The organism is Methanolobus mangrovi, from assembly GCF_031312535.1.
Taxonomy (GTDB): Archaea; Halobacteriota; Methanosarcinia; order Methanosarcinales; family Methanosarcinaceae; genus Methanolobus; species Methanolobus mangrovi.
This window is the reverse complement of record NZ_CP133594.1, coordinates 752,210-773,029: the sequence shown is the minus strand read 5'-3', so window position 1 is coordinate 773,029 and position 20,820 is coordinate 752,210. Positions and strand designations below refer to the sequence as shown.

The window sequence follows — 20,820 nt, the reverse complement described above, 5'->3', positions numbered from 1 at the left end:
CCATATGTCTAAAAGTTTGACCGATGTCATGTTTTCCTCTGAGAAAAGAAAGAATGTGCTTTTATTGTTGCAGAACGGACCCAGAGAAATGGAGTTCATTCTCATGTCACTGGATACAACAAGAGCTGCATTGCTGCCACAGATCAGGATTCTGGAAAATCATCACCTTATCACCGGTGCGAACGACAAATACGAATTAACAAATATTGGAAAGCTCATTGTTAATGAGATGGTTCCTTTATTAGGTATCACTGATGTCTTTGAAGGTAATTTAGATTTCTTGGGGACTCATGACCTTGATTTTATTCCGCCACATCTCTTAAAGAGAATAGGGGAACTTGCACCATATACTCTGGCTGAAAGCGTACCTGTGACAGAGATCTCCGAACCAAATAAACCTGTCCTTCAAAAAGCTAAAATATCAAATTACCAAACATCTGTCACTGCATTCTTATTCCCTACATTTCCATCAGTACTTGCAGATTTCAAGGAAAATGGGGTGAAGCTTTGTATGGTAGTTTCTTCAGAGCTCCTTTCTAAAATAAGAGAGGAAGCAGATGATGATTTCAGGAGTTTGCTGAATAGCAGCCTCAACAAATTGTATTTGTATCCCGGAGAAATGCGTTTCATGTCATTTGGCTACAATGAATATTCTTTTATGATCAGATTCCTGGATAAAAATGGTGATTACGACCATAATTATTTGGTTTCCAGTAGCCCCCTGGCACTCAAATGGGGAAAAGAGCTTTTTGATCATTATTTAAAAAATGCTGTGCCAATAGATAAAATATAGGTATCTACTGTATTCTATTCAGTACTTTAATAAATTATTCAAATAGCACTTGCTAAAAATGACTCTATTTTTGCCTATAGGCAGGCGCATTATAGAAATAAGATAGTATTGTATATTTTAATTGGGGTTTAAATGAAATATTCACTTCTTTGTCTGTTAATAATAGTTTTTGTTAGGTTATCGGGTTGCACAAGAAACAGCCACATGGACTCATGCTGGAGAATAGAGTTATCACATAGTTTCGAAGCCGAAGATGCCTACTGGCAGATGGTTACATTCTTTGATAGAACACTAAAATAAGGGGTATGTTATGAGAGATATAAGAATAATTTTCTTTTTAATTCTGGCACTTTTTTTGGGTATAGGACCCCTTGTGGGAATTTATACTGATTATCTGTGGTTTGATATGATCGGATATACGTCCGTGTTCACAACAATATTACAATGGAAATTAATTGCGATCATACCTGGATTCATACTTGCTTTTGCCTTCCTTTACATAAATGCAAAGTTTGCAGGTAATTCCATCAGTAAGATACTTGCTGAGAGGAAACTCACATATGATAAGATAGATTCTCAGGTTGTTTTAATAGTAATCGCAGCATTCTCATTCATTTTCGGGCTGGCATTCAGCAGCAACTGGAGAACAATTCTCCTTTATCTGAATAGCACATCGTTTGGAATAACTGACCCTATTCTAATGAATGACGTAGGGTTCTATGTATTTCAGCTCCCGTTCATTCATATGATAAGGGGCGTATTCCTGATACTCACCGTTATTTCACTCATAATGGTCCTGATCCTCTACATGATCAGACTTGAACCCATATTCAGATCAAAAACAGTTGAAACGGACAATATTGAATCTTCTTACTTCCTGTATCCGACAAATAGTGTAAAGGATATACTGGATGACCTGCCCGTTAAGGTCCTTATCCACATATCAACATTGCTTGCATTTCTGTTTGCATTAATTGCTTTCGGATTTTTCCTCAACAGATATGAGATATTGTTCTCACAGCAGGGAGTAGTATCAGGTGCAGGCTACACGGATGTTCATGTAAGACTTCCAATATTCAATATACTTACAATATTATCATTCCTGACTGCTGTTGCTTTACTGGCAAATGTAAAACTGAAGAACATAAAGATACCAATCGCCAGTATAGTTCTGTTAATATTGTTTATCATGGGCAGCTCTTTTGTACCGGATGTTTACCAGCAGTTCAAAGTGGAACCCACTGAGATCCAGCTGGAAAAACCGTATCTGGAATATAACATAAATTATACAAGAATGGCCTTTGGCCTATCGGATATTGAAGAAAGACCTTTCCAAGCCAATACTGATCTGACCCTGTCAGAACTGGAAAATAATACCCAGATTACTGAGAACATAAGAATATGGGACCGGCGAGCTCTTGAGCAAACCTACAAGCAACTCCAGCAGATCAGAACATATTATACGTTCAATGATGTTGACACTGACAGGTACCAGATGGACGACGGCTATAAACAATACATGATATCAGCCAGGGAACTGGATACCATGCAACTGGCACCTGAAGCTAAAACATGGGTAAATGAACGTCTGGTCTATACCCATGGTTTTGGAATTGTGATGAATCCGGTAAGTACCAAGACAAGTGATGGCAGACCTGAATTTGTTTTGCAGGATATCCCGCCGACAGGTGAATTCGATGTTGATAATCCCCGGATCTATTATGGAGAGGTCACAAATGACTATAAAATAGCAGATTCAGGAAAAGAAGAATTCGACTACCCAAAGGGAGGACAGAACGTATTCACACAATATGAAGGTAAAAGTGGAATAGTTCTCGATTCGTTTGTTAAAAGACTGATCTTTGCATTCACTTTTGGCGAATCTAAATTCATCCTGAGTGAATATGTAGATGATAGTTCACGTTTGATGTATCATCAACAGATCGAAGAAAGAGCACAAATGATAGCTCCGTTCCTTAAGTATGACAGTGACCCGTATCCTGTGATCTCTGACGGAAAAGTGTACTGGATAATAGATGCCTATACTACGGCTGATAAGTATCCATATTCTGAAAGCTACTACGGGACTAAATTCTATGATATCAACTATATCCGAAATTCCGTCAAAGTTGTTGTAGATGCCTATGATGGGACTGTTGACTTCTATGTTATGGAAGATGAACCTGTGGTAAATACGTATTCAAAGATATTCCCAGACCTGTTCAAACCTTTCAGTGAGATGCCTGAAGGCCTGAAGGAGCATATCCGCTATCCAAAGGATTTCTTTAAGGTTCAGATGGACCTGTACGAGAACTATCACATGACAGATGCTGAGACTTTTTATAACAAAGAGGATGCATGGGAAATTCCAAATGAGGTCTACCGCGGAAGTAGTATTGAAATGGAACCCTATTACATGATCACAAAACTCCCTAACGGTGGCGGACTGGAATATGTATTACTGCAGCCCTTCACACCCCGAAACAGGGAGAATATGATCGCCTGGATCGCAGCCAGATGTGATGAGCCGAATTACGGTGAGATCAAACATTATGAACTGCCAAAAGGAGAACTGATATACGGACCTACCCAGATTGAATCCAGGATAGATCAGGACCCGGATATTTCCGAACAGCTGACGCTCTGGGGCCAGACAGGTTCCCGGGTCATAAGGGGTAATTTGCTGGTGGTACCGATTGGTAATTCGATATTGTACACCGAGCCTATATTCATAAGTGCCGAAGAGTCCGAGATACCTGAACTCAGGAGAGTTGTGGTTTCATCAGGACAGAAGGTTGTTATGGCTGAGGATCTGCAGGAATCACTGCAAATGCTTGTTGAAGGCAGAATCGATGTGCAGGACGAAACTGGCCAGCCATATATACCAGGAACAGCACGAGAACTTGCACAGCAAGCCCTGGATCATTACAACAAAGCACAGGACTATCTTGCTGAAGGCGACTGGGCTGGATATGGAGAGGAGATAGACAGGATGGAAGAGATACTTAACCAGCTTTCTCAGGTTCTGGAAGAAGCAGACATTGATACAACGCTATGAACTGCCAGGCTGGATTTGGGATTGTGTAATGATGCTGTTTGAGTGTCCATTACAATCCTCTTATCTTTTTTTATTTACCAGAGTAAAGTCTCAGCTTAAAATGTAGGAGAAATAGGCCTGAATGTCCTCGGATTTAGAACAATCACTTTTTCACAGTAAGTGCACATGATTTTAAGACCGGTACCTGTAAGAAGTGCATTTTCAATCTCATCCTCTGGAGTGATGTACTGGGTCATTTCCTCTCCGCAATATGGACATTTTATCTTCAGCCAGTCCAGGCGTGTTAACTGCCTTATATTGTATACCAACTTCCCCAATGCATCATCATAGGTATCTATGGAAAAATCAATGGAATTCAAATGACGTATCAGCAACGGTAATGTTTCTCCGCTCTCTACCAGTGGAATTATCAGCTGACCGGCACCTGCCGCCATGCCTATTTCCTGATTCACCCTAGGAGATGCTATTCCTTCCGCAGTGAGAATAAATACTACGCAGTCAGAATGGCGAATGCCAAAACTCATTAACTCTGCCTGAGAGAGTGCCTCGGTCTTTTTGGACAGAGAGGTAAAGCTCTCCAGATTCACAGCCCACAAAGTACGGGCCAGTTCCTGAGCAAGAAAATCATCTTGTTCACAATGGGAAATATAAACTCTTGTTATCATGATTTACCTGGATCAATCTAAATTGATGTATTGGGCTAACCATCTTAATCTCTGAGTAATTCTGGAGATGAAAATGATTATATTCAAACCCCAATTATATTTACGTCATCAAGCCGGATAAATATTTGGAAACAATGCTTCACAGAAAATTATATGGGGATTTGGTGAATCATAGTATCACAATCATATCTCTTTAAAATGCCTTCAGGAGACATGAAAGTAAGTTTAAAAAATGTATAAGTAAGGGATAAACTTTATGTGCAACAACTTAATATTAGCACAATTTAATTAGTTAGTGTCGAACATAGGAAAATTATTAGGATTGGGTGTTCCATACATGAAAAAAACGTTGCTTGATGTCGTGTTTAGGTCCGATAAAAGAAAGAATGTGCTCTTATTATTACAAAATGAGCCTCAGGAGATGGAGATACTCCTCAATTCCCTGGGAACGACCAGGCAAGCTTTACTTCCACAGATGAGAATTCTGGAAGATCATTACCTTGTTTCTCACTATGATGACGCTTACGAATTGACAACCATTGGAAAACTGGTAGTCAATGAAATGGTGCCTCTATTAGGCACAACTGATGTTTTTGATGAAGGTATTGATTACTGGGGAACTCGTAATCTTGATTTCATTCCACCTTACCTTTTGGAGAAAATAGGTGAACTTAAGGATTGTGAAATAATACATCCACCTCTTACGGAATTATATTCTATTCATAAATCGCTTAATCCTGAATACAAAGTTTCCTCTACTGTTTACGTAATTACTACTATACTTTACCCTGGTTTTAATTCGATATTCACAGAAATGCTTGAAAGTAATGTTACTATATACTATATTGTTTCCCAGGAACTACTTAACAAAATAAGAACGGAATATCGGACAGAATTCGTACATTTTATTAAGAATAAATCCTTCAAGATGTATGTCTACAATAAAAAGATGAAATTTTTATATTTTACATTTGACAGTGTTCATTCTCTAATAAGTATGTTAAAAAGTAATGGAGAATTTGATAACAGGTTTGTCTTATGTAAAGGTCAGAGTGCAGTTGACTGGACAAAAGAGCTTTTTGAATATTATCTGGAAGATTGCGTGCCGGTAACTGAATTAGATTAATCGTTTGTTTTGTGCCAGCTTTTTTCATAACAGGACTGATGCATTTATGCGACAGGTTTATATTTAGGTAATCCCTAACTAACAATCCAGGTTAGAATGATGAACAAAAAAGAGCATTTATTTATAACTTTTGAAAACCTGTTCAGGGTCAAAAGTGAATGCTCTTCCAGTGTCTTCTCTGAATGTGGATTGTCAGATATTACCATAAAACAAATGAGATATCTGAAAGCTATTGATGAATGCGAGGAAGTAACATTCAGTAAACTTGCTGAAATTACCCGAAATTCCAAACCCACAATCACAGAGATGATCAACAAATTCGTAAAAATGGAATGCGTGTATAGAGAACAGTCCCCTCTGGATGGCAGGATCTTTTACATCCGTTTAACCGAAAAAGGGCAGACAATAGCTCGCTTAGAACGTAATTCCCTGCTAAAACTTGTAGAAAGGATGGCAGGGTCTTTGGATGAAAAAGATATGGATACTCTTGTACAAATTCTACAAAAGGTGAAATGATTTTTTTTGTTCACAGATAGTTAGGTTAAAGCGAACTAAACAAGTTGAAAGGAATAAAAAAAGAGAAACAATGACTCCACAACAAACTAGCAGTTACAGAGAGAATATCGTAATCAGGCTCGCTGAGATAGTGGTCTACCCTCTAAGTCAGACAAAATTCCTGACTGATAAAACAACCGGGGAAATACTTTTGTCTGAGATGGGAAAGGACGAATCTGCGTATGCAGTAGGCCTGACAATGAAAAGCGGAGCGGAGCTTTCAGACATGTCAGAAGATTCTTTGTATAGAACAGGAAATCTGCTCGAGATCATATCCATACTACCTACTGAAAAAGGATATCTGGTTTCTGCAAACTCTATCCAGAGAGTAGAGACTACTTCCCTGTACCATAAAGACGGAATATTCTATGCTACATATAAACCAGTTCCTGACATCAATGATCTTGATGAGGAACTCCAGAAAGAGATAGTAGCAGATGTAAAAAAGACCATACATGAGATAAGTGATCGTTTCCAGAGTTCCGAGCAGTTCGTTAAGCCTATCGACAGCATGGATAGCATTGACCTGATCATGGGACATGTAATGCCATTCATACCTATAGAACTGGCAGATAAACAAAACCTTCTGGAAACTGCTTCTGTTCGTGAACGTTATCTGACTTTCCTCTATATTCTGACAAACCAGAAAGAGAACATTAATGTCCGGATTGAAGTAGCAAAGAAAGTTGCCGAAAATGTGAGTAAGTCACATAGAGAGGCTATGCTGCGTGAGCAACTGAAGGTAATTCAGGAAGAGCTCAATGAAAACGAGGATCCGATCTCAGGTGAAGGTGGATACGGAGAAAGAATTGAGAATTCAAAGATGCCTGATGAAGTAAAAAAGAAGGCACTTTCAGAGTTGAAGAAACTTGAGACCGGTGGCAATCATAATCCTGAAAGCCATGTTATCAGGAACTATCTGGACCTCCTGCTTGACCTCCCGTGGACGGTAGAAGAGAAAAAGAGCATTGATATCGTCGAAGCCCGTGATGTGCTTGAAAACAATCACAACGGACTTGAAAAGGTCAAAGAGAGAATAATCCAGCATCTGGCTGTAATGAAACTGAAGCATGAGAAACAGGGTTCCATTATACTCTTCACAGGACCTCCCGGAACCGGGAAAACAAGTCTTGGAAAGAGTATTGCAGATGCCCTTAGCAGGGAATATGTCCGCGTCAGCCTTGGCGGTGTCAGGGATGAAGCAGAGATCAGAGGACACCGAAGGACATACATCGGAGCTATGCCAGGAAGGATCGTGCAGGGTATTAAAAAGGCGGGAACAAAGAATCCTGTGTTTATCCTTGATGAGATAGACAAACTTTCAACTTCCTATGCAGGAGACCCGGCAAGCGCCCTTCTGGAAGTCCTTGACCCCGAGCAGAACAGCACATTCTCTGATCATTATCTGGAAGTCCCATATGATCTGTCCGAGGTGTTGTTCATAGCCACTGCCAACTCTCTGGCAAACATTCCGGGACCACTGCTTGACAGGATGGAGATCATCGAGATATCAGGCTACACGAAAAATGAGAAGCTTGCAATTGCAAGAGATCATTTGCTGCCGATCACACTGGAGGACCACGGCCTTGATGTTGATAAGCTCAGGGTTGAGGATGATGCCCTGAAGATAATCATCGATAAGTACACCCGTGAAGCAGGAGTTAGGGGACTGAAGAAGCAGCTTGCAAGGACTGCAAGGTTCGTGTCCGAAAGGATCGTATCAGGAAAAGCTGAACTCCCATATATTGTAAAAGCTGATATGCTCAAAGAGATCCTCGGAAAGGAATTGATCCGTCAGGATGAAGCCAGAAATGAGAAAGTACCCGGTGTGGTCACAGGACTTGCCTGGACTCCGGTCGGAGGAGATATTCTCTTCATAGAGGGAACATTCATGCCCGGAAACGGAAAGCTTACGCTCACCGGCCAGCTTGGGGATGTAATGAAAGAGTCAGCACAGATCTCACTGAGTCTTGTCAGGTCACGGCTTGCAAACACTGCAAGCAGCTTTGACTTTACTGCAAGTGATATCCATATCCATGTGCCATCAGGTGCAACACCTAAAGACGGTCCCTCAGCAGGCGTGACCCTCTTCACCGCACTGACATCGCTTATCACAGGCAAGGTCGTTGACCCGAAACTTGCCATGACAGGTGAGATCACACTGAGTGGTGCAGTACTGCCTGTGGGAGGCATTAAAGAAAAGGTGCTGGCGGCTCACAGGGCAGGTATAAAAAAGGTCATCCTGCCAAAAGAGAATGAAAGGGATCTGGAAGATGTACCCGAAGACGTGAGGAATGAACTTAACTTTGTTCCGGTAGAAACCATTGAAGAGGTTTTGATAGAAGCTCTGGGGATTGATTTGCCCAGGCCGGTGGTCTCGTACACAGGAAACCATTTGACATCTGCACATAATATCTGAATAGATATATGCAGGAGTTGATTACGGCCTTTACAGGCCGTAAATACTTTTTTTTAATAATAATCGATGAATGGTAATCAACACATTCATTCATTCATTCATTTGATTCAAAAATACATTCTGTTTCAGAACAAAATCCTTCTCTTTCCAGTTCAAGTGTCGAATGTTCTATGTGATGTTTTGCTAATTTGCTTTTGATAGATTGCTTTATTTTATCAGGCTGTTGCAGATATTCGTCTTCAACAACAATATGAGCTGTCAAAACATGTGTTTCCCCTTCCAGAGACCATATATGGATGTCATGAACCATTTTCACTCCTTTAACCGATAAGATGGATTCCCTGACCTCATCAATGTTGATATTCTCAGGAACACCTTGCAGAAGGAGGTTAAAGGATTCCTTTGCGTTTTTTGAAACTCCCCATAATACAAAAACCGTGAATCCCAATGTCATTAAAGGATCAATGACAGGCTTATCCCAGAACCTGATGATTATTGCCCCGATGAGCAGGACTACCCATCCCAAAATGTCTTCCAGAAGATGCCATGATAATATTTTCTCATTCTGGCTCAGGCCTTTTTTCAATCTGAAATATCCCAGTCCGTTTATAGTGACTCCGATAATTGCGATCAGGATCATTCCTTCTGCATTCACTGGTTGCGGATTCATCAGACGCGGAATAGCCTGGGACAATATGAACAATGACCCTGCAATAAGCACTATAGTTGCAAATACAGCAGATAATAGGGATAACCTGCGGTATCCGAAAGTCATTTTACTCGTTGCAGGCTTCTTTGCTTTCCTTTCAGCCAGCCAGGCCACTATTAAGGCAACGCTGTCAGCGAAATCATGCAGTGCATCTGCCAGTAATGCCAGGCTATTTGTTAAAAGTCCGCCTATAATTTCTATTATTGTGAAAAGTATGTTAAGGGATGCAGCAAAGCCCACATTCTTTTCTCTGTCACCCATAATTAATGCATGAGTTTGTATGCTGTTAAATCTTATGTTTATGGAAGTACAAAATTAATTGCTGTTCTGGTTTTCTTTTTTAGCTGAAGATGCAAGAATAAGCTCTCTTTTAATAGACTGGTAGCAATTATCAGTTATCTTTGTAGATCCGCTGAATATAACTTTTTTAAAATCAAATATCGAGGCAAATTCATCTACGGTTTTGTCAAACTTCTTTTCGTAGCATAGCCCGGTATCTATCTTTCCGACCTTATTGTAGCCTGAGTAATCAAAAACCCTTTTCATCATTTTGATATTGTCAGGGTCTGAAGCTACCTTCGTAAGAACAAGCATCTTCCTCCAGTTAGCTGCTTGCATTGGCGTAAGGAAGTAAGTGCCTTTGCCATTCCTATCCCCCATGATAGCCTCAATATAGGCGTTCTTATCTTCAAAAGAGGCACATATACAATCGTCTACAATATTTCCATAAGCATCTTTGAGAATTCTTACAGGAATCCCCATATACTCAAAATCAAGTTCAAGAGAAATTAAAGCATTGCCGCAGAGACCGTAAAAAACCAGTATTCCATCAAATAATCCATTTACTTCTTCGATGGTTTCATATACTTTATCCTTTAGGCGAGAAGGATTTGCACCCAGTGCAAATTCCAGAATATTCAGGACCACTACAAATTCATCAGTCCGCCCAGATTTTGGAGGTAGTTTAGCAACTGATATTTTTTCATAGTCTATAGATACTTCATTCAGTTTCTTTTCAAAATTCTGGATGTTTTCATTTTCAATCAAAAGCAAACGGGTATTATCATCTTCCCTCTCAAATATATGAACAAGTTCATCTTCGAACATACGACAGGATATCAGATACAACATTGGCATTTTGTATCCTCCTTTTAACTTTTGAGATATGGAGGTCTCACAGGCATATATATAAACTTATTTATATGTAGCCCGATATTTAAAAATGAATATTGCTATAACTAATCTAGTATTTCTCATGCCTTCTATATTAATATCACCTTCAAGAGGGTGACATTCTTAAGATTAAATGAACTATGAATAAAAGAGTAAAAAAGAGATATTAGAATATTCAGTAATGCCTGTTCCCGAATATCGCAGAACCTATACGAACCATGGTAGCCCCTTCTTCAATAGCAACCCTGTAATCACCGGACATTCCCATGGACAGTTCCCGGATATCGATGTTATCCTCTTTACCCTGATGTTCCTGTTTCAATTCATCAAAGAGTGCTTTCATTCTCTTGAAATAAGGCCGCGCCTGCTCAGAAGGCACATAAGGTGGTATGCACATGAGTCCTGTAACCCGGATATTCCTCAGTGACCTGATCTCTGTTATAACCTGTCCGATCTCGTCCAGTCCAAAACCGTATTTCTGTGGCTCTTTTCCTATGTTTACCTGAAGGAATACCTGCTGTATTTTGCCAATATCTTCAGCCTTCTTATCGATCTCTTGCAGTACCTTCATGGAGTCAACTGACTGGATCACATCGAAGAATTCAACGGCTTTTTTAACCTTGTTTGTCTGCAAATGTCCTATCAGGTGTCTTTCACAGGGCAGGACCCCATCACATTTATCCTCGAATTCCTGAACCCTGTTCTCCCCTATAATGGCGGCTCCGGCCTCGATAGCTTCATTTATATTTAATGAAGCAACTGTCTTTGTGACGCAGACAAGTTTTGTATTTCCGAGTTCTTCAAGTATCGTTCTTATATTTTCAGCGACTGTCATTCGTGTTCCCAAAACTATTTTATTTCAAATACGATGTGTTTGATTGATAAAGATTATGGCAATATGAATTAAATGTAATGTATTTCATTAATTTTTTTTAAAATCTGCTATTGAATCAGGGACTCCGCAGTGAAAATATATATAATTTTAATGCTAAGAGAATGGTTGATGGCTGACAACAATAACGATCTCAGAACAATGATTTATTCCTTGCAGAACAAAACGATCGAATTATTGTACAATGCTCAGAACGAAACAAAAGCCAACGTAAGAGAAATCAATTCCCATCTTGGGGATATTATTCCTTCCGCCAGTCGCCAATCTCTGTTCTTATTTCCTTTCACTGACTCTGTGAATCTCAATTACCCGATAAACGTTACTAAGGAAATCTTTCTAAACCAAATAATTCAGATCGAAAGTAACAATTATCCCATAATCTCTGTAGACTATGACAGTATTCTGAGATTCATCGATAACATGGAAACCTATGATGCCTTCAAGATATCTGAACATATCAAAACCGAGTATTTACAAAACGATGGCCATATTCTAAAAAGAATAAAAAGTGATTGCCGTCGCCTCATACCTGTCAGCCATAATTCGTCATCAGAAGTATTGGATATAAGGAATAAAACAGTCATCAAATTGAAAGCATTAAAAAATACCACACAATCTCTCAGTTGTCTTGAAAGTCTCGGAAAGCTCGTAGACATAACTCTGAACGCCACATCCCCTTCCAAAGCAAAAGGAATAAAGATACAGCCAGGCCAATCCCATATCGACGAAAATATGAGACTTTACTATTTCAAAAATAGAAATATCCGTCTTATATTCAATGACCCTGAGAATACTGAAAGAATAATCCATGCACTTGAGATTCCATATTAACTCTTTCATTCCCCAACTCTTTCACCTTTCTCTATTCAGATTCACATAATATCTTAGCATATGAGTACAGCCCTATTTCTGCATTCAGCACAAAGGCAATCCTTATGTGTATTTAAAAGAATACTAAAAGAAGCACTTGATTAATGCACAGCACTATTGAAGAAAGGAAAGAAAATCACATGGAGAATGACAAGACTGCAGATTCAACGTGCTCATGTGCACCGAAATCGGATAAACTTTCATTTATTACTTTTACTCACGATATTCCGGCATGTGAAATCCTTACGATTACAAGTACTCTCACACTTAAAGACCGTTTTGGTCACTTCCTTGCCCGCTGGGGCGTAAATAGGATGGGGTATATTGTCAAACCCAACCTTTACAAACTGGGAAACCCTGATGCAGATTCTCCGGTCTTTGTTTCGGCAAACTACACAATGAGCTTTGATGCGCTCCGCTCCGCACTTGCTGGTATTGACTGTTATATTCTTGTCCTGGATACAAAAGGCATTAATGTATGGTGTGCTGCTGGTAAGGGTACATTCGGAACAGAAGAACTCGTAAGACGTATCTCATGGTCAGGACTTTCTGACATTGTTCAGCATCGAACTATCATACTACCGCAGCTCAGTGCTCCGGGAATCTCGGCACATGAAGTACAGCGTCGTTCTGGATTCAGGGTCGAATATGGTCCCGTACGTGCAAATGACCTTGCTGAATACCTTAAAACACACAAGGCCACACCTGAAATGCGCAGGGTTCATTTCTCATTATGGAATCGGCTGGTACTGACACCTATGGAGTTGGTTCATGCAGCATTGCCTACGCTTGCTGTTGCTATTGTTCTTTACTTCCTTGCAGGCCCTCTTGCAGCTCTTGCTGCAATCACCACAGTACTAACAGGAACCGTATTATTTCCGGTCCTGCTTCCCTTTATTCCAACACATGATTTCAGCACTAAAGGATTGATCCTGGGGGAAATTGTCGCTATCCCTTTTGCACTTACATTTGCTGCAGATTCCGTAACGTCTCTCTGGCCTAATGTACTAAAAGCATTGGTTTTTCTTCTGGTCATGCCTGCTGTGACTGCATACTTAGCCCTTAACTTCACAGGTTGTACTACATTCACTTCAAGGACCGGTGTTAAAAAAGAGATCTTCAGGTATGTACCTTTCATGGCTTTTATAGCCGGGTCAGGAATTGTAATCTCAATTCTGCTTGGAATATTTAGATTAATGAAGGTGATCTGATGTTTGATTCTTATGTTGAGAATACGCTTCAATATTATCCTGATAAATGTATCAACTGCCTGCGATGTACGCAGGTCTGTCCCCACGGGGTCTTTTCTGAAGGAAAAGAACATGTTGAACTCGTGCGACCAGCTGCATGTATGGAATGCGGCGCATGTGCCCTTAACTGCCCTGTCCAGGCAATTGAAGTGCAGAGTGGTGTCGGTTGTGCATGGGCAATGATCAGTGCAGCACTCAGGGGCAAGGATATGGATAGTGCTGAGTGTGGCTGTGGAGATGGAAGCTGCTGTGGTGGGAATTCAAAGAATCCATTTCTCATTGAAAAACTGTGATCATGAAATTAGCGATAACTGAAAAGTGTGCTTATTTCTTTTTTATTTAGTAACGGACATGCAAAGAAGTTGATCAGGATCATCTTTTTTTCTCATGATATCCCTTTAAGCGAGGGATTATTCTGTGAACATTTTCCTGGTATTCAAGATATTCGTTGCCAAACTGTGCCACAAGTCTGCTTTCCCAGTGCAGGGACCCCATGATCAGATATATGGTAGTCAGGATGTATATGATAAGCAGATTAACTGTCATAAACGGAGTTAGCCACATTATGACCAGTCCGGAGAACAGGAATGGATCTCTTATCCATCGATAAACACCATGGATATCCAGATGACCTGCTTCAGGGGTATCCGGTGCAGATAGCTGTGAATGCAGCCTAAATCGATGTGGTGCATCCTTCAAAGCCCTTGGACCAATTATGGCAGCAATTACCTGTCCACCAACCATTAACCAGCGCCATGGAGACGGTACTATGTATATAAATGGGCCCGGATTCTTATAGAGTAGGTATGCCAGTGGCACTATCGTAATAACCGCAATGACGTTATAGACTGGCATATACAACTTGTCTGCTTTAGAACCTAAAGACCGCCTGATGAAGCGTTTAAAGGGCAAGCTTGCCAGAAGGCTGTGAATGGCTGCGAATCCTACCAGACAAATAACAAGTATCACAATGGATAAATCCAATTTACCAATCTCCTTTTTTATATTTGGAGAAAGTTGTATTTATGGTTTGTGACTTTGTGAGACCATTGTGATTTTAAAAGTTTATTTCAAAACTTTATTTAACGATATTTCTTCAATGATCAAATCCATAAAAAAAGAGTTGATTTTTACTTTCCTTTATAAAAGTCTATGATCCAGCCAATTCCAAGTATTATCAAAACTATGGGAAACCACGGAATATCGATTGTTAATATGTGCAAGTCATTTATTAGCCACAATATGCCAGTAACTAATATTATTACTGGAAACATCGGAAAAACCTGTTTTTTGGAACTCTTTTCATTTTCCATAAATACTCCCCAATATTAAGTAGGGTTCAATCGCTTATTAAAACTTCTTATAGCAGGTAATTTTCCAAACCAATGTGGCTCATATTTCGATGTATCATATATTAGTACTTAGCTAATGTGTATTTTTACCGAATGTGCCTTCATAATATCTCAAGCTCCTCAAAAGTACAAACCCTGCCCAGGATAGGAAATATAAAGTCTGTTGCAAACCGCTGAGCTTCTTCACTGACCGAAGCAACACAGTCACTCAACACAACACAATTATATCCCCTGTCAAAAGCCCCCCTAACCGTACTTTCAACACAGAGGTTTGTCACAGCGCCTCCAAATAGCAGAGTATCACAGTGCAAAGCCCTGAGTATCCTGTCGAGGTCCGTGTTATGAAAACCACTCATTGTATGATGTTTGACAACTATGAGGTCTTCCGGGTGAGGAGTGAACTCGTCGATGATCCTGCCCTGGAATTCTCCTTCTTCGGGACTTATTTTCTTGAAGTCCATTTCCCTGAGTTGTTTCCAGAAAGGTATATCCGGTAAATTCGCATTTATGGCCTGCGATATTTGAGGGCGCAGTTCCATTATAACAAAGATTATAGGTATTTTTGCTGCTCTGAATATTTCCATGGCTTTGACCGTTTTCTTAATCATATTCTTTTGCTGAGCAAAGTTCCAGGCACCCCAGTCAACACCAAACCCATTTTCATGAAGAACGAAATTCTGTGTATCCACTATGATAAATGCAGTGCTACTCCCCTTGATCTGTATCATTTGTTCTCCTCCATAAAATTAAAAAAATGAACATGCAAGTATTGTGCACATAGTTAAATTAGTTTAAACTGCGATATAATTTTGGAATCTTAATTACTAAATATTGTTACTTATTTAAAAGAAAAAATATATGACTGATTCAAATAGGAAAGTATATAATGTGGTTGGAAACATGTGAAATGTTCTTAGTTTTGTTCGTCTTTTCACAGAGTGCAATAAAACTACAACCTCTACAATTATATGTGATTGTCAATGTTGGGATAATGGTTGGTGATACAATTAGCAACGATAAAGGTAAACTTAAATATGTATTTTTAGTAGCTTTAGTACTAATTCTAGGCAGTGTATTCTGGGTCTATGCAAGTTTTTCATTACTTGGACCTAAAGATCTAGGGGTGCAATACACTCATGAAGACTATTTAAGTGCTCTTGAAAAAACCGGTATGCAAATAGAGTATGAAGGCATGACTGGTGAAGAATTAGAAGAATACAAAAAGAATGCAGAAAAAAAATCAATTCAGGATTATGATTTTGAATTCTCAGAATATGAAAGAAAAGAGTTTACTTTAACTGCAGAGGAGTCGACAGCTCTATTAAATGAGATAGCACCTGGATTCTGGTGGTTTGATGACTTACAGGTAAAAGTTTCACCCGATGGGACCATGGAAGGATCAAGTACTGCTGATATAAAAAGACTTAAAGAAGATCTATATTCAGATGTTGCAGGTGATGTCCCTCTTCCTTTACCTGATAGATTAAATATCTATAGTAAGGGACAGATCAGTGTTACGAACAACCAATTAAATGGTGAACCGGAAGAATTTAATCTAGGAGCTATTTCACTTCCAGGCAAATATATGGAAGAAGAAAGCGTAAGTGTAATGGAAAATTATTTCCCTCGTATCTATACAGTTGTTCCGGGACTTGAAATAACCAGCTTGACCTCAAATTCTGATGGTGAATTTGTTTTTGATGGAGTAATTCCACAAAAAGTATCTGTGACTAAAAAACAGGTTTGAGGTTTTGCAATTGAAACATTTAATGATCAATGGGAACAAAGAAAGAATACCCCCGTTCCCACATCATAAGGCTTACATCTACAGGTGTAAGCAATTTTTTTTAGCTAGGGGAATAACAACTCATTTGACCATGGGTGGTTTCATCACTTTGAAAGAGTTGTATAATGGATTTAAAAATAAATGCTCTATTCCCAGGGTTCTTCTTGTAGACCCTACGAGTAATTGTAATTTAAAGTGTAAAGGATGCTGGTCTCAGGATTATGAAAGCGGCCACAACATTTCATATGAAAAGTTTGATGACATTCTAAATCAGGCTGAAAAGTTAGGGATCATGGATTGTTTGATGACCGGTGGCGAACCTTTACTCAGGAAAGAAGATATTCTTAAATTATGCAAAAAGCATAATAAAATGACTTTCGGAGCTTTTACCAATGCAACTTTGATCGATGACGAATTCGCTGACGAAATGGCTGAATTGGGTAATTTGAATGTTTTCATAAGCATTGAAGGGACAAAAGAAGAAACTGATTTTAGAAGAGGAATGGGCGTTTACGATAAAGCGATCAAAGCTATGGATATTTTAAGATCCAGAAACATTGGATTTGCTTTTTCAGCCTGTTATCATTCAAATAACTATAAAACAATAGCCAGTGATGAATTTCTTGATCACATGCGCAAGAAAGGTGCCTGGTTTGGCTGGTTATTCCAGTACATTCCGGTAGGCAGCGATGCTGATACTTCTCTGGTATGTACTGCTGAACAAAGGGCATACGTACAGGAAAAAGTAAGGGATTACTGTATAAAACACGACTATGTGATAGTTGATTTCTGGAACAACGGTCACCTGTGTTTTGGTTGTCTTGGAGCAGGTGCTGGTTTTGCGCATATTAACGCCAAGGGTGACGTTGAACCATGTGCATTCTGCCACTATTCTGATTCAAATATACATGATATCTCACTTGCTGAAGCTCTCAGATCAAAGTTCTTTACTACATTTAGAGATGCTCAGCCATTTTCACAGAATCCACTGCGTCCATGTCCTTTGATAGATAATCCTCAGGCAATTATTGACGTTGTTAATGCCGGTGGAGCGAAATCGACCCATATGGCAAATCCGGAATCACCTGAACATCTTGCCGAGAAAAGTTATGAGCGGGCCATAGAATGGGAAGCACTTTCAGAGGAGCTATTTAAGAAAATGCCTGAGCATAACCAGAAAAATTTCCCTCTGTTTTTAAAATACCTTGCTTTTAAGAAAGGAATAACTGATGGCAGAAGAAAAAAGATTTAGTGCCGAAGTTTACCATAAAAAAGATTCTGTAGATTGGATTGTATTTATTCATGGTTTTGGAGGCAGTGCCAGAACCTGGAAAAACCAGACAGAGTTCTTTTCAAAGCACTATAACCTGCTTGTGCTGGAAATGCATAAGGAAAAAGTTAATGATGATCTCGATATTGATAAAGTATGTCAGCTTATTAACAATACTCTAGATTTCCATGATATAGAAAAAGCTCATTTTCTGGGCTTTTCCTTTAGTTCATTAATATGCTTACGGTTTGCCATACTTTACCCGGAAAAAGTATATTCATTGATTATGGGTGGGGGAATTGTTAAGTTCAATATGAGAACGAAATTCCTGCTTTTTCTTGCAATTAATTTCAAAAGATGGATTAATTATATGATCCTTTACAGATTTTTTGCCTACATCATACTGCCAAGGAAAAACCATAGGAGATCACGGAGTATTTTCGTGAATGAAGCAAAAAAGCTGGGTTATAGTGAGTTTTGCAAGTGGGTGGATCTCATCCCGCAAACAAAGAATAGTTTGATCTGGCTGGATGAATTAAATGAGGATATCAAAATCCTGTTTGTTTCAGGAAATGAGGATCATCTGTTTTTAAAAGACACTTTAAGGTATACCAGAAAAATAAGTAATTCCCGGGTTGAAATAATTGATAACTGCGGTCATGTATGCTCGATCGAGCAATATGACAAGTTCAATGACATCGTTTTTGGATATTTGAAGTCAGTATTTGTCTGATTTTACTTTTTAAGAAATGTTTTCCATACTTATAACATTACCTTTTGATGTTACTGAACATTGTTCTGAATTTTATTTTCATTTGATTTAATATCAGCATCCAAACATATTCTATTATAGGAGTTCTAACCGGCAGACATTGTTCTGCTTGTTTGGTTGATTATAAGGGGGTTTTATCATTAGGGCATATCAACATTTTGTAAAGTCAATTTTGAATCATTCTAAATGTAATTCACTAAAGATAGGAATCAGATTTCTACTTGTATTGATCGCATCTGCAGCATTAATATCTACGACGTCTGCCGCAGTAGGTAATTCTTCCATGGGTGATCTTGTCTGGGAAGACCTCAACGTTAATGGCATACAGGATCCAGGTGAACCGGGAATCGCCGGTGTGACCGTAAATATATACAGTTGTGATGGTAATCTCGTAGATACTACAGTTACTGATGCAGTAGGAAACTACAATTTCATAGCTGAAGAGGGTGATTATTTCGTAGAATTTGAAGCTCCTGTTGGATATATTTTTACCCCACAGGACCAGGGTGCTGATGATGCCATGGACAGTGACGCAGATGCTACAACAGGACAGACAGTTTGTACAATACTTAATCCCGAAGAGATAGATTATACGTGGGATGCTGGTATACATCAGCTTGCTTCAATCGGCGACTTTGTCTGGGAAGATCTCAATGCTAATGGTATACAGGAGGAGAATGAAACAGGAATCGACGGTGTAACTGTAGAACTCTATGATTCTGCCAACAATCTCCTTGCAACGACAGTTACGTATTCAAACGGATTTTACCAATTTACAGGATTGACACCTGGTGAATATTCAATAGGTTTTGTTCCGCCAGCAGGATACTTTTTTAGTCCACAGGACCAGGGTGCCGATGCCACCATAGATAGTGATGCTGATATTACAACAGGACGAACGAATCCTGATGTAATTGGTTCAGGAGAGGTGGATAATACATGGGATGCTGGTATGTATCAGCCTGCTTCAATTGGTGACTTTGTCTGGGAGGACCTCAACATTAATGGTATGCAGGATGCAGGAGAGCAAGGTTTTTCCGGTGCGACTGTGCAATTCTATGATTGTTATGGAAATCTCCTTGCTATGACAATAACTGATGCAACCGGATTTTACCAGTTCTCAGGGATTACGCCAGGTGAATATTATATCGAGTTTGCACTTCCAGCAGGATATTTCTTCAGTCCACAGGATCAGGGTACTTTCGATAGCATAGATAGCGATGTCGATATTACATCAGGGCTTACCACCTGTATCTTCCTTGGATCAGGTACTGATTACCAGAACAGGGATGCAGGTGTTACATCTATTCAGTGGGGGGGCATAGGAAATCTTGCATGGAATGATCTTAATAATGACGGAATACAGGATACAAATGAATCAGGTATCCCCAATGTGACCGTGGAACTCTTTGATTGTGAAAGTAATCATCTTGCTACAACAATCACGAATTCAAACGGGACTTATCAATTCATAGGCCTTGAATCAGGTAACTACTCTGTAGGCTTTGTCCTCCCTGCAGGGTATATCTTCAGTCCGCAGAACCAGGGTGCTGATGATACTGCAGATAGTGATGCTAACCCTGCTACGGGACTAACAACCTGTATTGCACTAGATCCAGGAGAAATTGATATGGCCCTGGATGCAGGTTTCCTTGAAGTAATACCATGCGTTGATGTTGAAAAATATACCAATGGTCTAGATAAAGATACGGATGGTCTTACGGGAATAGTCATAGGTGATACTATAACATGGAAATACATTATCACCAATACAGGAAATGTCCCGCTTGGAAACATTGTACTGACTGATGACAAACAGGGTATCATCCCATGTCCAAAGAATACACTTTCTCCGGGTGAATCAATGGAATGTGAAATGGATGATGTTGCAAAATATGGTCATTACGTCAACACTGCAAACGTCACAGCCCAGTTCGACGGTTTTGTTGTAAGCGATGAAGATGTTGGTGAGTATTATGGTTACGAACCTGATGACAATGGTTGGGAACCGAACGCTGTACCAACTGCAGGGCCTATTATAACTGCATTGCTGCTGGGTGTCTTTATGGTACTACTACTGAAGAAGGATAAACAGCAGTGAATGAGGATAGTTTCTGCAAAAAAGATCAA

Annotated in this window: 19 protein-coding genes; 12 read left to right on the top strand and 7 right to left on the bottom strand. The window is 39.5% G+C overall.

Going from position 1 to position 20,820, the window contains the following annotated elements; translation table 11 throughout:
* Window positions 1–4 precede the first annotated feature (4 nt).
* The gene (locus RE476_RS03825; protein WP_309309080.1) at window positions 5–793 is read left to right on the top strand and encodes a helix-turn-helix transcriptional regulator; all 789 of its coding nucleotides are present in this window, start codon (window positions 5–7) and stop codon (window positions 791–793) included.
* Window positions 794–1,103: 310 nt separating this feature from the next.
* Window positions 1,104–3,851 (top strand): UPF0182 family membrane protein, encoded by a 2,748-nt coding sequence (locus RE476_RS03820; RefSeq protein WP_309309079.1) that lies wholly within the window; start codon window positions 1,104–1,106, stop codon window positions 3,849–3,851.
* A 95-nt stretch (window positions 3,852–3,946) separates the two neighbouring features.
* On the opposite strand, the gene RE476_RS03815 is transcribed toward RE476_RS03820, so the two are convergent.
* Window positions 3,947–4,516 (bottom strand): TIR domain-containing protein, encoded by a 570-nt coding sequence (locus RE476_RS03815; RefSeq protein ID WP_309309078.1) that lies wholly within the window; start codon window positions 4,514–4,516, stop codon window positions 3,947–3,949.
* A gap of 337 nt (window positions 4,517–4,853) precedes the next feature.
* On the opposite strand from RE476_RS03815, the gene RE476_RS03810 reads away from it, so the two are divergent.
* From RE476_RS03810 to lon, 3 genes are all read left to right on the top strand, one after another.
* Window positions 4,854–5,642, top strand: a complete 789-nt coding sequence (locus tag RE476_RS03810; RefSeq protein WP_309309077.1) for a helix-turn-helix transcriptional regulator — start codon at window positions 4,854–4,856, stop codon at window positions 5,640–5,642.
* A 96-nt stretch (window positions 5,643–5,738) separates the two neighbouring features.
* Window positions 5,739–6,158: a MarR family winged helix-turn-helix transcriptional regulator gene (locus RE476_RS03805; protein ID WP_309309076.1), complete on the top strand. Its 420-nt coding sequence runs from the start codon at window positions 5,739–5,741 to the stop codon at window positions 6,156–6,158.
* Between the two features lie 70 nt (window positions 6,159–6,228).
* Window positions 6,229–8,616: an endopeptidase La gene (lon, locus tag RE476_RS03800; protein WP_309309075.1), complete on the top strand. Its 2,388-nt coding sequence runs from the start codon at window positions 6,229–6,231 to the stop codon at window positions 8,614–8,616.
* Window positions 8,617–8,710: 94 nt separating this feature from the next.
* Here lon and RE476_RS03795 read toward each other — a convergent pair whose 3' ends face one another.
* The 3 genes from RE476_RS03795 to RE476_RS03785 form a co-directional block, all read right to left on the bottom strand.
* Complete coding sequence (locus RE476_RS03795; protein WP_309309074.1) at window positions 8,711–9,586, bottom strand: cation diffusion facilitator family transporter; 876 nt, start codon at window positions 9,584–9,586, stop codon at window positions 8,711–8,713.
* 54 nt (window positions 9,587–9,640) lie between these two features.
* Window positions 9,641–10,432 carry a DUF1638 domain-containing protein gene (locus RE476_RS03790; protein WP_309309073.1) on the bottom strand — a complete coding sequence of 264 codons (792 nt, stop codon included), beginning with the start codon at window positions 10,430–10,432 and terminating at the stop codon, window positions 9,641–9,643.
* Between the two features lie 241 nt (window positions 10,433–10,673).
* The gene (locus RE476_RS03785; RefSeq protein WP_309309072.1) at window positions 10,674–11,333 is read right to left on the bottom strand and encodes a YggS family pyridoxal phosphate-dependent enzyme; all 660 of its coding nucleotides are present in this window, start codon (window positions 11,331–11,333) and stop codon (window positions 10,674–10,676) included.
* A 168-nt stretch (window positions 11,334–11,501) separates the two neighbouring features.
* Between RE476_RS03785 and RE476_RS03780 the strand changes: the two genes are divergently transcribed.
* From RE476_RS03780 to hgcB, 3 genes are all read left to right on the top strand, one after another.
* A complete protein-coding gene (locus RE476_RS03780; RefSeq protein WP_309309071.1) occupies window positions 11,502–12,221 on the top strand; it encodes a hypothetical protein in 720 nt (239 codons plus the stop codon).
* A 179-nt stretch (window positions 12,222–12,400) separates the two neighbouring features.
* Entirely contained in the window at window positions 12,401–13,471 is a 1,071-nt protein-coding gene (hgcA, locus tag RE476_RS03775) for a mercury methylation corrinoid protein HgcA (protein WP_406600987.1), read from the top strand.
* Window positions 13,471–13,803, top strand: a complete 333-nt coding sequence (gene hgcB / locus RE476_RS03770; RefSeq protein ID WP_309309069.1) for a mercury methylation ferredoxin HgcB — start codon at window positions 13,471–13,473, stop codon at window positions 13,801–13,803. Before hgcA ends, hgcB begins: the two co-directional genes overlap by 1 nt.
* Window positions 13,804–13,882: 79 nt before the next feature.
* Here the strand turns inward: hgcB and RE476_RS03765 are convergent, their stop codons facing one another.
* From RE476_RS03765 to RE476_RS03755, 3 genes are all read right to left on the bottom strand, one after another.
* Window positions 13,883–14,494 carry a methyltransferase family protein gene (locus tag RE476_RS03765; protein ID WP_309309068.1) on the bottom strand — a complete coding sequence of 204 codons (612 nt, stop codon included), beginning with the start codon at window positions 14,492–14,494 and terminating at the stop codon, window positions 13,883–13,885.
* Between the two features lie 146 nt (window positions 14,495–14,640).
* On the bottom strand, window positions 14,641–14,823 hold the full coding sequence (locus RE476_RS03760; RefSeq protein WP_309309067.1) for a hypothetical protein: 183 nt from the start codon (window positions 14,821–14,823) through the stop codon (window positions 14,641–14,643).
* 140 nt (window positions 14,824–14,963) lie between these two features.
* A complete protein-coding gene (locus RE476_RS03755; RefSeq protein ID WP_309309066.1) occupies window positions 14,964–15,590 on the bottom strand; it encodes a cysteine hydrolase in 627 nt (208 codons plus the stop codon).
* Between the two features lie 158 nt (window positions 15,591–15,748).
* Between RE476_RS03755 and RE476_RS03750 the strand changes: the two genes are divergently transcribed.
* The 4 genes from RE476_RS03750 (at window position 15,749) to RE476_RS03735 (ending at window position 20,791) form a co-directional block, all read left to right on the top strand.
* Complete coding sequence (locus RE476_RS03750) at window positions 15,749–16,609, top strand: hypothetical protein (protein ID WP_309309065.1); 861 nt, start codon at window positions 15,749–15,751, stop codon at window positions 16,607–16,609.
* Between the two features lie 148 nt (window positions 16,610–16,757).
* Window positions 16,758–17,900, top strand: coding sequence for a radical SAM protein (locus RE476_RS03745; RefSeq protein WP_309309064.1), 1,143 nt, complete (start codon window positions 16,758–16,760; stop codon window positions 17,898–17,900).
* The gene (locus RE476_RS03740) at window positions 17,878–18,651 is read left to right on the top strand and encodes an alpha/beta fold hydrolase (RefSeq protein ID WP_309309063.1); all 774 of its coding nucleotides are present in this window, start codon (window positions 17,878–17,880) and stop codon (window positions 18,649–18,651) included. Before RE476_RS03745 ends, RE476_RS03740 begins: the two co-directional genes overlap by 23 nt.
* Before the next feature lie 322 nt (window positions 18,652–18,973).
* A complete protein-coding gene (locus RE476_RS03735; RefSeq protein ID WP_309309062.1) occupies window positions 18,974–20,791 on the top strand; it encodes an SdrD B-like domain-containing protein in 1,818 nt (605 codons plus the stop codon).
* The last annotated feature ends 29 nt before the right edge of the window (window positions 20,792–20,820 follow it).